The organism is Spirosoma spitsbergense DSM 19989, from assembly GCF_000374085.1.
Lineage (GTDB): Bacteria > Bacteroidota > Bacteroidia > Cytophagales > Spirosomataceae > Spirosoma > Spirosoma spitsbergense.
In genome coordinates, this window is record NZ_KB893426.1 from 1 (window position 1) to 13,696 (window position 13,696).

The window sequence follows — 13,696 nt, forward strand, 5'->3', positions numbered from 1 at the left end:
GTAGTCTTGCTGGTGCAAACTGCGGGTAATGGCATCATGGGAGAGTTTCCCATCCACCAGTGCCGATAGTCGGGTGGCTGTTGGCTGGTTCTGATTGACCAGCAAATAGTCCGAGTAGAGGTCAAAAATAGGGGATATAAACTCCATGAGCGCTTTTTGTGGTGTTTTTGAGTAAATTTAGAAAGAGGTTGCTACAGATAGATCAACCATGCGTAACATCAGTTACATAGCGGAATCCAACGCTAACCAACACATAAAATACACAGAATTACACCTTCCGCTTCAATTCAAAATTCTGACCCAGGTACAGTCGGCGAACCTGCTCGTCGTTGGCCAGGTCTTCGGCCGACCCCTGTTTTAGAATCTTCCCTTCAAACAGTAAGTAAGCCCGGTCGGTAATGGAGAGGGTTTCGTTTACGTTGTGGTCGGTGATGAGGATGCCGATGTTACGGTGTTTGAGCTTGGCCACAATGCTTTGAATATCCTCTACGGCAATAGGGTCGACGCCCGCAAAGGGTTCGTCGAGCAGGATGAATTTAGGGTCTACGGCCAGGGCGCGGGCAATTTCGGTGCGTCGGCGTTCGCCCCCGGAGAGGACTTTTCCCTTGCTCTTCCGCACGTGGGTCAGGCTGAACTCTTCGAGTAATTCTTCCACTTTGGGTTTCTGCTCCCGCCTGGGGGTGCTGCTCATTTCGAGTACGGCCAGAATATTTTCCTCGACCGTTAGGTCCCGAAAAATGGAGGCTTCCTGCGCCAGATAGCCCAGCCCCAGCCTTGCCCGTTTGTACATGGGCAGGTCGGTGACGTCGGTATCGTCAATAAAAACCTTGCCGCTATTGGGTTTCACCAGGCCAACGGCCATGTAGAACGACGTTGTTTTGCCGGCACCATTAGGACCCAGCAGTCCAACGATTTCGCCCGTTTCGACCTGGTACGACACGTTATTGTTCACCAGCCGCGACCCGTATTTTTTAATCAGATTTTCAGTTCTTAGAATCATTCAATTAGTTGATTGTTTCCATGCCCGCCTGCACATTCAGGACAAATTCGGATGATACACTCAGGGCAGTGGCAATCTGGTCGATACTAAGCAGGCCCGTCCGTAGTAGTCCCCGTACATCCTCTTTCTTTGCTTCTTGTCTTCCCGCCTGCAACCCTTCCTGTAACCCTTCTTGTCTTCCTGCCTGCATACCACGGATCAAGCCGGAGGTGAGGGCTTCTTCGGCTCCTTTCTGCTTACCCTGTAGATAGCGGATATCGGTTTCTAGATCATATACGATAGACATAGCTTCAATCTGTTTAATGACTTCGTTCTGAATATTTCGTAGTTTGGACAATACTTCAAGCTGGCGTAGAAAACGGCCTAGAGCTAAATCGTTGGTAACAGTTGCTTTCAAAGAGGCCAGTATCTGACTCACGGCTTTTTCCGGGGTATCGGTACCCAGATTTCCCAGAATAGCCAGTACCATTTCTTCCGGTTTGCTGGTCTGCAAAACTCATAATAGGCAACCTCAACGACGTTTCGTACGTGAAACTGGAACGAGAGGTCTTCCTGCTTCAGTTCCCGACGCATACGTGCGGGACGGGAACCAATATAGAAAACGTACTGCTTTACGGGTAATTTGTACTTGCCATATAACTGAGCTGCATAGAACAACATCCGCGCCAGCATATCGGATTCTTCGCGGGTCTGGAATTCCAGTTGCAGAATATACAGGCCTTTGCCGTCAGTATCCGTAATCAGTTTTAAAAATCGGGCTTTCGCTCAATCGTGTACTGTAAATCGTCGGGAATTTCAACGATACCGGCAGGTTCTGGTAAGTTGAGTACCTTCCGGGCCAGGGGGAGCATAATCTCCTCAATATTTTCCTTGATAATCTTATCATAGTCTTGGCTCATGTTATACGCACCGAATGTCCTTGAGCATCAGTTGCAGCGAGACGTTCCCGTTGTAAAAGTTTTGCTCGACCTGGTAGCAGATGGAGAACGGTTTATGAGCCTGCAACTGGTCGGCGAGGTGTCCGAAACCAAAACCAATCGCCCAGAAACTCCGGCCCGAACTACCCTGACGGACGTTTATTTTCAGGTGCTTTTCTTTCATAATGATAGGCTCACTCACCAGGTAAACATCCTCCGTCATGAACGTAGGCTGCAGGTTGTGCGGGCCAAAAGGTCCCATCTGCTTCACAATCCTGACCAGCTTATCGCTGATTTCACTGAAATCCAGCGGCAGGTCGATGTCAATCAACGGCGTCAGGTGCTCTTCTTTAATTGTGCGGGCTACCACTTCCTCAAACTTCTGCCGGAACGCGTCGATGTTATCGATGGGCATGGTCATCCCGGCGGCAAACGTATGACCACCAAACTGCTCCAGTAAATCGGCGCAGGCTTCAATGGCTTCGTACACATCAAACCCCGGTACCGACCGCGCCGATCCGGCCGCTTTGTCATTCGACTGCGTCAGGATGATTGTGGGCCGGTGAAAATGCTCGATGCACCGCGAGGCCACAATCCCGATAACCCCTTTATGCCAGGAAGCATCGTACAAAACCGTGCTCTTGGCCTGCGTCAGCGTTTCGTTCTGCCGAATCATCTCCAGCGCCTGCTCCGTCATGCTGCTGTCAAACTCACGGCGGCTGGTGTTGTGTTTATTGATAGCGATCGCAAACTCGTCGGCTTCCGCTTCCGATTCGGCCAGCAACAGTTGTACGGCGGCTTTGGCATGCTGAATCCGACCGGCGGCATTGATGCGTGGCCCCAATCCGAAAACCACATTGGTGATGTCCAACTCCCGCGTAAAACCCGCTACTTTGATTAACGCTTTCAGACCCGTGCGTGGTGCCGTATTAAGAACTTTTAAGCCATAGTGTGCCATCACCCGATTCTCACCCGTAACGGGCACAATATCCGATGCTATACTAACGGCCACCAGATCGAGGCAGGGGTACAACTGCTCCAGGTCAATATTTTTGTAGAGGCAGAACGCATGGAGCAGCTTAAAGCCAACGCCACAGCCGCTTAGCTCTTTATACGGGTAGTGACAATCGTCGCGTTTTGGGTCCAGCACGGCGGCTGCATCGGGCAGCTCGGCACCCGGGCGGTGGTGATCGCAGATAATAAAGTCGACGCCGAGGGTTTTCGCTTCGGCCACGCGCTCGATGGATTTTATGCCGCAGTCGAGCGCAATAATCAGCGAGAAGCCGTTTTCTGCCGCCCACTGAACGCCCTGCTGCGAAATACCATAGCCTTCTTTGTAACGGTCAGGAATGTAATAATCTATATTTGGGTGATAGTTCTTCAGGAAACCGTAAACCAGCGCTACCGATGTGGTTCCGTCAACATCATAATCGCCGTAAATCAGAATTTTTTCTTCCCGTTCGGGCAGCATGGCCATTTGCAGCCGGGTAATGGCCCGGTCCATATCCTTCATATCGAACGGATTATGCAGGTGGCTGATTTCCGGCCGGAAAAACAGTCGGGCCTCTTCGTACGTAGTTACGCCACGCTGCACCAGCAGGGCCGAAAGGAACGAACTAATGCCCAACGACTGGGTTAATGACTCGATAGCTACCCGCTGGTCCATAGAATCGGGAAAGGGTCTGGTAATCCATCGTTTGAGTGGGGGAGGTGGCTGGGCTATCATATTTGCAAGATAAATCCGTTTTTACTAAAACCGTTCGTTTATGTTCTATTTGCTGTCAATAATTAGCCTGCTTTTTGTCGAAATGACTCCCGTATCTGCTTCCCCAAAAGCCCGGCTACAGGTTGACATCCACAATGTTAACTCCCAAAATGGGGCTGTTTTCGTGGCACTGTTCAAACCCGGCAGGGAGTTTCCGGAGGGTAAACCAGTAGAAGGAAAGAAAATAGATGCTTCGGCATCCAGCCTTCAGATTACCTTTTCGGTAGAGCCGGGGAATTACGCCCTTGCACTTTTTCACGACATGAACAGCAACGGGAAAATGGATAAGAATATGCTGGGTATTCCCAAAGAGCCTTACGGATTCAGTAATGATTTTCGGCCCAGATTCTCCGTGCCCAGGTTCAGCGACTGCCAGTTTAGCGTGGGGGAAGGAGGAAAAACGGTTCGTGTCAACCTGCAGTCATTTTGATTGGCCGGAGAGAGTTGATCTGGTTCCGGGCGTTGAAAAGCTAAACAATAAAATCAGATAGATTCGGGTAAGAAAATTTTCCGTACTTTTGACTGGCAAATAACACAACCTGCTGTTTGCTCATGAGCTTAGATACCAGTAAGTTTCTTTACGAAGCACTTACCTACGACGACGTACTGCTCCTGCCTTCCTATTCGGAGGTTCTTCCCCGCGATACGCACACCACTACCCAGCTTACCCGTACGATCAGCCTGAACATTCCCATCATCTCAGCGGCAATGGACACGGTTACTGAATCGGCACTGGCCATTGCTATGGCGCAGGAGGGCGGTATCGGCATTATTCACAAAAACATGAGCGTGGAGGCTCAGGCGGACCAGGTCCGTAAAGTTAAACGGTCAGAAAGTGGGATGATTATTGACCCCATCACCCTGCTCGAAACCGCTACCCTGGGCGACGCGCATAAGATTATGCGCGAGTTCAAAATCGGGGGTATTCCGGTTGTCGACGAACAGGGGAAACTGGTTGGGATTGTGACCAACCGTGATCTGCGGTTTCAACACAATATGACCAAGCCCGTTACAGACGTGATGACCCGCGAAAAGCTCATTACAGCTCGTGAGGGACTGACACTGGAGGAAGCAGAGAGTATTTTGCAGCAACACCGCATCGAAAAACTGCCCATCGTCAATGATGACTACCACCTGGTGGGGCTGATTACCTACAAAGATATTCTGAAGAAAAAGAGCCATCCCAATGCCTGTAAAGACGAACTGGGTCGGCTACGCGTAGGAGCCGCCGTGGGCGTTACCCCCGACCTTTACCGGCGTATTGACGCGCTGGTGAAAGCGGGTGTGGATGTCATTAGTGTTGATACGGCGCACGGGCACTCGAAAGGGGTGCTGGATGCCGTTCGGGGCATAAAAGAGCGGTATCCTAAACTCCAGGTCATTGCTGGTAATGTGGCTACGGGTGAGGGAGCCAAAGCCCTGGCCGATGCCGGAGCCGATGCCGTAAAAGTTGGCGTAGGACCGGGAAGTATCTGTACCACGCGCATCATTGCCGGTATTGGGATGCCGCAGCTAACGGCCGTGTACGAATCGGCCAAAGCCCTTCAGGGAACGGGCGTTCCTATTGTGGCCGATGGCGGTATTCGTTTTTCGGGCGATATTACCAAAGCCATAGCCGGGGGAGCCAGTACGGTGATGATTGGCTCGCTTCTGGCCGGTACCGAAGAAGCACCCGGCGAAGTGGTGCTGTACGAAGGTCGCCGGTTCAAAACCTACCGCGGTATGGGGTCGGTAGAAGCGATGGAAGACGGCTCGAAAGACCGGTATTTTCAGGATGCGGAAGACGATATCAAAAAGCTTGTTCCCGAAGGTATCGTTGGTCGGGTTCCTATCAAGGGCAAACTGTCAGAGATTATTTACCAGATGGTTGGCGGTCTGAAAGCGGGCATGGGCTACTGTGGTGCTGCCGATATTGCGGCCCTGCAACAGGCTAAGTTTGTCAAGATTACCACCGCTGGTTCGCGCGAAAGCCACCCGCACGATATTTCCATTCAGAAAGAAGCTCCGAACTACTCGGTTCGTTAAATTCTGCAATAACCTTCGGGAGGTTTGGATCTTCCCGAAGGCTAATTCAAGGCGTGTGAGTCGATGTAGGTTAATCGTTCTTCGCTGGTTTGCGTAGTTGCGTACTTACCTGTTTCAGGAGTGTTCCTGCATCAGCGTTAGCCAGGCATACTGCACCTTGTTTTCGGCCAGGAGCTGCTTTGCCCGGAGGTGTAATAAATCGGGCAGATACTGGCAGCCGTTCCGGGCTTCATCGAACAACTCATTCAGTACTCCCGATTCCCGAAACGCTTTTACATCATCGGCTGCCGGCAGACTTGCAACGCTGCCTAACTTCCCCAGATCATTCCCCGATAAAATAGAACTGTTGCGAATTGGCGCCGGAATCTGGTCGATGCCAATCCCGATTTTCGGGCGGGCTACTTCAAACAACGCATTACCCTGCGCCCGGCAATACCAATCTGCCCCCATGCGACCAATAAGATCAATCTGGTGGGGATTGACAAGGCCGGTTTCATCGAAAATAGCGTCGTGGAAATGCGCCATTACCACCTCGCAGATAATGAGGTGACTCGATCCCGGCGAATTAGTACCGGTAGGTATAACCTGCTTCACAATACACTCGTAGGCGGCAGGTGATTCGGCGACACGGGGCGGACGAATCTTCGTTGACGGCACCGCCGTAAACCCCACTTTCTCAAACTCATTGACGCCCCGGTCAAATTCGGCACTGGCCAGCGACATTTGTTCGACCATCGCGTAGTTGACAATATTGATCACTACTTCGCCCACTTCTTTCACGTTGAGCAACGTGTGTTTCTGATGACCATGTCGATTAATGGTCGGGGCAAAAACCAGTGTGGGCGGGTTGTAGCCAAACACGTTGAAGAAGCTGAACGGACTCAGGTTGACCTGTCCGCTGGCATCTATCGTACTGGCAAAAGCGATAGGACGCGGACCAATCGTGCCGATCATGTACCGGTAAAACTCGGCGGGTTGTAAATCGGTAGGGTTGACTGTTTTCATGAATAAATAACGCCGGTTGCAGGACCAAGTTCAAGGCTATTTCCGTCTATTTGTGCAAACGCCCGTAAGGTTACCGTATCGCCATCGGCCAAAAATGTCTGCCTATGGGTATCATTCAGGGCTATGGCGCGTTCGCCGTTCCAGGTCAGTTCCAATAGCGAACCGCACGAATTGGGCAGGGTCCCCGAAATAGTGCCGGTGGCCAGTACGTCGCCAACGTTCAGGTTGCACCCTCCAATGGTATGGTGGGCAATCATCTGAGCGAAATTCCAGTACAGATGCTGCGCGCTGGTCCGGCAAATGCAGACTTCTTCGCCCCCTTCAGGCTGCAGCCACACTTCCAGGTCAATGGCGAAATGCCCCGGTTTGTGTATCTGAAGATAGGGGAGTGGTGTTGGCTCCTGTACAGGTCCCGCTATGCGAACGGGTTCCAGCGTATAGAAGGGTAACACCCAGGCAGAAAGGGTAGATCCGAAGTTTTTGCCCAGAAACGGGCCGAGCGGCTGGTATTCCCACCGCTGTATATCCCGCGCCGACCAGTCGTTGAATAAGGTAATCCCGAAAATATAATCCTCCGCTTCCTCCACCGGAACAGCCTCTCCAAAGGCTGACTGTTTGCCAATAATCAGCCCCAGTTCCAGTTCAAAATCCAGTGTTTGTGACGGACCCACCACCGGAACGTTACCGTCTGCTGCCAGAAACTGACCGGTTGGTCGACGGATGGGCGTACCTGACACCACGATGGACGATGCCCGGCCATGATAAGCAACGGGCATATGTTTGTAATTGGGTGGGAGGGGAGGGCCGTCGGGACGGAAAATACGCCCTACATTCTCGGCGTGATGAATGCCCGCGTAAAAATCCGTATAGTCGCCAATGCTGACCGGTAGATGCATTCGGGCTTTCGATTGGGGTACAAAAACCTGGTCCTGCACATCGGCCAGCGCAACGGCATCATTCGCTAATAACGCGTTGATACGCTGCCCTATGGTTCGGTGAATCGACTGGCCGAGACGAATAAAGTCGTTCAATACCGGCTTCAGGAAAACGTATTCATCAATAGGTATTGAATCAAAATACCCTGATAAACGGACCTTCTCAAGGTCAAGTATGCGATCACCATACTTAAAACCTACTCTGGGATTATCATTATCGTAACTGAAAATTCCGTACATAAGGGAGAGAACTGATTGTGTGGACGGCTACGTCCGGGTATAGAAAACGAAATGCTTTTCACCCGGACGTGGCCGCCGGTACGCTGTGTTGCCAGAATGCGGCTATTCACTCACATTTGTATAAATAGAGTCCATAATCCGGACAAAGTGTTGATAGTCGTCATCACTCAGATTACCCCAGCCTTTGCGTCGCATGGCCGATACAACGGGCAATACTTCACTGTATTTGGCTTCGCCGGTTTCGGTTAGAAAAACCAGAAACTTACGCCGGTCGGTGTCGGCCATGCGCCGTTCGGTTAGTCCCTTCTGGCTGAGCAAGTCGATGATGCGGGTTACGGTGGGCGCATCTTTAGTCGTCATCTCCGAAATGGTGTTCTGACTAATACCGGGATTGCGGTAAAGATGATCTATGATTACCCATTGGTCGACGGTCAGGTCAAAGCCAGCCTCGTTGAACTGCTTCTGAAGCGCATTTCTGATTTTCTTGATGGTGGTGTCTATCTTAAAGAAATAAGCCCGCGAATCGGATGGGTGCGTCATAATAGAAAAGGTCATTAAAAGGTCATTAGCTACGCGTCATAGTTGTCAGTTGAAGAAAATGACAATCAAATGACGCGAAGCTAATGACCTTTTAATGACTAACCAATAATCCCTCCAGTGTAGCTTCAATTTCGGGGACGGAGTGAAACAGTTGCTCGTACGACTCGATAATGAAGTACTGCTGCTGAAAATGGTCGATGATGTACGGTGTTTTCAGAAGCGTAGATACATCATACGGGAGCCGTCTGGGAATATCGCTTTCCAGACTATAAACGGTTTCTCCGGGCGACGACAGGATACCTCCGCCATAAATACGCAATCCCTCGTGTCCGAGGGTGGCATCTTCCTGAATCAGTCCGAACTCAACGGTATACCAATACAGGCGGGAAATCATGTCGATGGCTTCCTCATGCTCTACAAAGCGCAGGGCAATCCGGCTCAAAGCGGCCAGAAAGTCGCAGAAGTGCTGGTTAGTCAGCACCGGCACGTGGCCAAACGTGTCGTGAAACATATCCGGTTCGGGCAGGTAATCCAGCTGGTCGCGGGTACGCAGCCAGGTCGTGGCCGGAAACTGCCGGTCGGCCATCAGTTCGAAGAATTCCCGGTTGCCAATCAATCCCGGTACGGCCACTACACGCCACCCCGTTATGGGCAGTAAACGCGGGTTGAGGTCGCGCTCGAAGTCAGGAATATGACTGTTCGGAAACCCCGTAGCAACGATTCCATCCAGGTAGGCCTGACTGGCTCGCCCCGGCAAGCGGGCCATTTGCCGGTCGAACAATAATTTCCAGACAGCCTGCTGCTCGTCGGTGTATTGGTTATAATCCTGGATCATGATGAATGAGTGAGAGAGTGAAAGAGCGAAAGAGTGGTTGGAGCGCTACTATTCGCTCATTATTTCTTTCGCTCTTTCACTCATTGATTACAATGTTCCCCGTAGGGCCTGTTCGCGTTCGATGGCTTCAAATAATGCCTTGAAGTTTCCTTTCCCGAAAGACTTGGCGCCTTTGCGCTGGATAATTTCAAAAAACAGCGTGGGGCGCGGGCAAATCGGTTTCGTGAAAATCTGGAGCAGATAGCCTTCGTCATCGCGGTCGACCAGAATACCGAGTGGGCGCAGGGTGGAAATTTCTTCGTCAATAGGGCCGATGCGCCCGGCCAGATTATCGTAGTAGGCATCGGGTACGGTCAGGAACTCAACGCCCCGATCGCGCAGGGCCAGAACGGTTTCCACGATGTTATCCGTCGCTACGGCAATGTGCTGAATGCCGGGTCCACCGTAAAAATCCAGGTACTCTTCAATCTGCGACTTCTTTTTACCTTCGGCGGGTTCGTTGATGGGGAACTTCACGCGCCCGTTTCCGTTGGTCATAACCTTACTCATCAGGGCCGTATAATCGGTTGAAATGTCTTTATCATCGAATGATACGAGTTGCTGAAAGCCCATCACATCGTGGTAGAACGTCATCCACTCGTTCATCTCGTGCCAGCCCACATTTCCCACCATGTGGTCCACGTATTTCAGCCCCGCATCGGCGGGTTGGTAACTGGGAGTCCAGGGTTCATAACCGGGCAGGAAAACGCCCGAGTAAGCAGCCCGTTCCACAAACACATGGACCGTATCGCCGTAGGTATGAATCCCTGACCGCACCACGTAACCGTGGTCATCCTGTTCCTGGGTGGGGTGCATGTACGGGTTGGCTCCCCGGCTGATGGTTTCGTCAAACGCCTGTCGGGCATCGTCCACCCACAGGGCCACTACCCGAACGCCGTCGCCGTGCAGGTCGAGGTGGTCCCCAATTTCGGTGTCGCCGTGCAGGGGTGAGGTCAGCACCAGCCGGATTTTCCCCTGCTGCACCACGTATGATTCGCGGTCACGCAGGCCCGTCGCCAGTCCCGCGTGGGCAACGGGCTGGAAGCCAAACGCCGTTTGGAAATAATGCGCCGACTGGCGGGCGTTGCCCACGTATAATTCAATATAATCCGTGCCGTTCAGCGGCAGGAAATCCTGACGGTCTGCCGGTACGGTTTGTGTTTCTGCTGTTTGTATTGCTTCCATGATTGTTGATGTTATTGGTTATTCGCTGCGCTCTAATCGTTGTCATTAGCTGCGCGTCATTGGTGGTTCTACTAAGAATGACGCGCAGCTAATGACAAGAAATGACCATTAATGACGTGTACCCGATGGCTAGTCTATCCATGATTTATAATAGGTTCCATCGTCAATGGCCATTGCCTGTTCCGTCAGCATGAGCGGGCGGAAGGTGTCGACCATCACGGCGTATTCCTGGGTTTCTTTTTTGCCGATACTGCGTTCCATCGCACCGGGCGCGGGGCCGTGCGGAATGCCGCCGGGGTGCAGCGTTATGTGTCCCTGTTTGATGTCGTTCCGGCTCATAAAGTCGCCATCGACGTAATAGATGACCTCGTCGGAGTCGATGTTCGAGTGGTTGTAGGGTGCCGGAATCGCCTGCGGATGATAGTCGTAGAGACGGGGTACGAAGGAGCAAACCACAAACGAATCCGTCTGGAAGGTTTGATGAACTGGGGGCGGTTGGTGAACGCGTCCTGTAATGGGTTCGAAGTTGAAAATCGAAAAACCATACGGGTAATTGTATCCATCCCAGCCCACGACATCGAACGGGTGCGACGCATAAACCAGTGAATGCAATGACCCCTGCTTTTTGATTTTCATCAGAAAATCGCCGGTTTCGTCGTGCGTTTCCAGTACGTTTGGCCGTATGATGTCCCGCTCGCAGAAGGGGGCGTGTTCAAGCATCTGCCCAAAATGGTTGCGATACCGTTTGGGCGTGTAAATGGGCGTATGCGATTCCACGTATAACAGTTTATTATCAGCCGTGTCGAACTCAATCTGGTAAATCACCCCACGCGGAATAATCAGGTAATCGCCATACTGAAAAGGAATAGTACCGAACAGCGTGCGTAGCCTACCCGACCCCCGGTGTACGAACAGTAGTTCATCGGAATCCGCGTTTTTGTAAAAATACTCCGTCAATGACTGGCGGGGCGCGGCCAGCCCAAAAATAAGGTCGTTATTGACCAGCAGCGGTACCCGACTTTCGATGAAGTCATCGGCCGGTGGAACGTTAAACCCAATCAGCTTCCGGGCCATCATGTTTTTCTGAACGGCCAGCGTTGGGGTCATATCTACACTGTCCAGTACCTCGCGTACCATCGTTGGCCGGTGAACGTGGTACAGTAGTGACGACATACCATCGAAGCCAATGGTACCGAATAACTGCTCGTAATAAAACGGACCGTCCGATCCCTGACTGGTTTTATCCGCCGTGTCCGCCGGGCGGGGGAACTGCGTGTGCCGTTTGGGAGGAATCTGACCGAGGGCGTGATAGAAAGGCATGGTATTATTTGTTAAGACAACTATTGTTTGGCTTATAATTATAACGCTAACTACGGAAAATAGTATCTTGTTTAGAAGTTTTTTTATTATTAGGGGTTCTGGCAGGCGAAAAAGACACTCTTAAATTTTAGATGGGACAGGCCAACCCTTTTACCTAATTTTGGCCGGGCAACGCTTGCCGGGCAAGCGTTGCTGAATTTGATAACTGACAACTGTTTACTGATAACTGATAACTGAAATGCAACCAACTCTTTTAATTCTGGCGGCCGGTATGGGCAGTCGCTATGGTGGTGTTAAACAGCTCGACCAGTTTGGGCCAAACGGTGAAACCATTATTGACTACTCCCTTTTTGATGCTATTCGGGCCGGTTTCGGCAAGGTTGTTTTCATTATTCGGGAAGAGCTTCAGGCTGATTTTGAGGAGGTTTTTGAAGGAAAACTAGCCGGAAAGCTGGAGGTAGATTACGCCATTCAGGCGCTCGACTCGTACGTGCCGGAGATAGTGGGCCAGGTACGGCGCACGAAGCCCTGGGGAACGGGTCATGCTATGTTGTGTGCCCAAAAACACACGGATACGCCGTTCGCCGTGATCAATGCCGATGACTTTTACGGGCTGGAAGCGTTTGAATTAATCAGTAATTTTCTGAAAACCAGCACCGACGACCAACTGCATGCGATGGTTGGGTATGAAGTCAAAAATACACTGTCGGAGAATGGGTCGGTGTCGCGGGGGGTGTGCGACGTGGATGCCAACGGTAACCTGATAACGGTAATCGAGCGCACCAAAATTTACGAAAAGGAAATGGCCCCCGCCAACCGGCAGATTATTTTCGAAGAGGGCGAGGAGTTCACTCCACTGGCTCCCGAAACGCCCGTTTCGATGAACTTCTGGGGATTCAAGCCCAGCGTTTTCCCGTTGGTAGAACACCAGTTTGAAAGCTACGCGATGGCAAATATCAACTCGCCCAAAGCAGAGTTCTACATTCCCACGGTCATGAGTAATCTCATCCAGACCCAAACGGGACGGTGTAAAGTGTTTCGCAGTAGTTCAGAATGGTTTGGGGTAACCTACCCGGACGATAAGCCAACCGTACAGGCCGCGCTGAAACAACTGCACGATGCGGGCAAGTATCCGGCGAAGTTGTGGGAATAAGGTTTTTGGTTTTTAGTTTATGGTTGGCTGATGCACTCATAAACTAAAAACCAAAACTCGTTTGCCTCTTCGTCACTCATACGGCGATCCAGTGGTTTGGGCCCGGCTTCGGTGTTGTTACTGGCTACGTAGTGTTTGGGACCGTAACCTTCGGCTTCCAGTTGCCACTTGTTGATACCCAGGGTAACTAGTTTACCCATATCCCTATTGGCCCAATTCTGAGCGGGCTTTTGATTCAATGCAACACTACCTGTGTTGTTGGTATAACCGCCTGGTTTGATGGATACCACCGGATGTTCTTTCAGTATACGCGTTTAGCCGTTGCATCGCTCCCCTTGTTACCTGCCGTATCCATATTCATGGATGTGTTGACACTGTCGGTGGTCGCTTTTGTCCCGGTAGCCCCATCGGTACGTCAGGAGCGAAGTAAGAAAAACAGGGCAACGGCACCAAGCAACAGGAGTAACGGGTGCATTTCAAAAATACCAGTATCTTGTTGACATAGCCTCAAAAAGCCCTTGTTCCCATGACCAGAGAAGAATTACATGCCCTCGTTGATGCCCGGTATGATGAGTTTCAAGCTTTGCAACAACAACCTAATTTCCTGGCCTACGAAGAGAAATTTGCCCATATCATGACCGATCTGGGTAAAGATATATTGCAGACCTCAATGGGGCCAACCCCGGTGAACCCCCGAAAAAAAATACTACACAAACCCGATTCGGAAAAATAGATAT

At 51.3% G+C, this 13,696-nt stretch carries 13 protein-coding genes and 2 pseudogenes; 4 read left to right on the plus strand and 11 right to left on the minus strand.

Annotated elements, in window-relative coordinates:
* Window positions 1-268: 268 nt before the first annotated feature.
* The 4 genes from lptB to recJ all read right to left on the minus strand — a co-directional run bounded on the left by lptB (window position 269) and on the right by recJ (window position 3,643).
* A complete protein-coding gene (gene lptB, locus B157_RS0106205; RefSeq protein ID WP_020602501.1) occupies window positions 269-1,000 on the minus strand; it encodes an LPS export ABC transporter ATP-binding protein in 732 nt (243 codons plus the stop codon).
* Window positions 1,001-1,004: 4 nt separating this feature from the next.
* Complete coding sequence (locus B157_RS37280; RefSeq protein ID WP_157618322.1) at window positions 1,005-1,493, minus strand: hypothetical protein; 489 nt, start codon at window positions 1,491-1,493, stop codon at window positions 1,005-1,007.
* Between the two features lie 253 nt (window positions 1,494-1,746).
* Window positions 1,747-1,899: a hypothetical protein gene (locus B157_RS38070; protein ID WP_020602503.1), complete on the minus strand. Its 153-nt coding sequence runs from the start codon at window positions 1,897-1,899 to the stop codon at window positions 1,747-1,749.
* Window position 1,900: 1 nt separating this feature from the next.
* Entirely contained in the window at window positions 1,901-3,643 is a 1,743-nt protein-coding gene (gene recJ / locus B157_RS0106220) for a single-stranded-DNA-specific exonuclease RecJ (RefSeq protein WP_026308531.1), read from the minus strand.
* Window positions 3,644-3,683: 40 nt separating this feature from the next.
* Between recJ and B157_RS0106225 the strand changes: the two genes are divergently transcribed.
* Window positions 3,684-4,112: a DUF2141 domain-containing protein gene (locus B157_RS0106225; protein ID WP_020602505.1), complete on the plus strand. Its 429-nt coding sequence runs from the start codon at window positions 3,684-3,686 to the stop codon at window positions 4,110-4,112.
* Between the two features lie 122 nt (window positions 4,113-4,234).
* Complete coding sequence (gene guaB, locus B157_RS0106230) at window positions 4,235-5,707, plus strand: IMP dehydrogenase (RefSeq protein WP_020602506.1); 1,473 nt, start codon at window positions 4,235-4,237, stop codon at window positions 5,705-5,707.
* A 114-nt stretch (window positions 5,708-5,821) separates the two neighbouring features.
* Here the strand turns inward: guaB and B157_RS0106235 are convergent, their stop codons facing one another.
* The 6 genes and pseudogenes from B157_RS0106235 to B157_RS0106260 all read right to left on the minus strand — a co-directional run bounded on the left by B157_RS0106235 (window position 5,822) and on the right by B157_RS0106260 (window position 11,806).
* Complete coding sequence (locus tag B157_RS0106235) at window positions 5,822-6,712, minus strand: flavin reductase family protein (protein ID WP_020602507.1); 891 nt, start codon at window positions 6,710-6,712, stop codon at window positions 5,822-5,824.
* A pseudogene (fahA, locus tag B157_RS0106240) lies at window positions 6,709-7,890 on the minus strand (fumarylacetoacetase); the annotation flags it as partial. The gene B157_RS0106235 and the pseudogene fahA, both read right to left, overlap by 4 nt.
* A 99-nt stretch (window positions 7,891-7,989) precedes the next feature.
* A complete protein-coding gene (locus tag B157_RS0106245) occupies window positions 7,990-8,427 on the minus strand; it encodes a MarR family winged helix-turn-helix transcriptional regulator (protein ID WP_026308532.1) in 438 nt (145 codons plus the stop codon).
* A 91-nt stretch (window positions 8,428-8,518) separates the two neighbouring features.
* Window positions 8,519-9,295: pseudogene (gene phhA, locus B157_RS0106250) on the minus strand (phenylalanine 4-monooxygenase); the annotation flags it as partial.
* 54 nt (window positions 9,296-9,349) lie between these two features.
* The gene (gene hppD / locus B157_RS0106255; RefSeq protein WP_020602511.1) at window positions 9,350-10,486 is read right to left on the minus strand and encodes a 4-hydroxyphenylpyruvate dioxygenase; all 1,137 of its coding nucleotides are present in this window, start codon (window positions 10,484-10,486) and stop codon (window positions 9,350-9,352) included.
* Between the two features lie 129 nt (window positions 10,487-10,615).
* Window positions 10,616-11,806: a homogentisate 1,2-dioxygenase gene (locus B157_RS0106260; protein ID WP_020602512.1), complete on the minus strand. Its 1,191-nt coding sequence runs from the start codon at window positions 11,804-11,806 to the stop codon at window positions 10,616-10,618.
* Between the two features lie 238 nt (window positions 11,807-12,044).
* Between B157_RS0106260 and B157_RS0106265 the strand changes: the two genes are divergently transcribed.
* Window positions 12,045-12,959, plus strand: coding sequence for a nucleotidyltransferase family protein (locus B157_RS0106265; protein WP_026308533.1), 915 nt, complete (start codon window positions 12,045-12,047; stop codon window positions 12,957-12,959).
* A gap of 17 nt (window positions 12,960-12,976) precedes the next feature.
* Here the strand turns inward: B157_RS0106265 and B157_RS0106270 are convergent, their stop codons facing one another.
* Window positions 12,977-13,159: a hypothetical protein gene (locus tag B157_RS0106270; protein WP_157618323.1), complete on the minus strand. Its 183-nt coding sequence runs from the start codon at window positions 13,157-13,159 to the stop codon at window positions 12,977-12,979.
* A 326-nt stretch (window positions 13,160-13,485) separates the two neighbouring features.
* Between B157_RS0106270 and B157_RS0106275 the strand changes: the two genes are divergently transcribed.
* A complete protein-coding gene (locus B157_RS0106275; protein ID WP_020602294.1) occupies window positions 13,486-13,692 on the plus strand; it encodes a hypothetical protein in 207 nt (68 codons plus the stop codon).
* The last annotated feature ends 4 nt before the right edge of the window (window positions 13,693-13,696 follow it).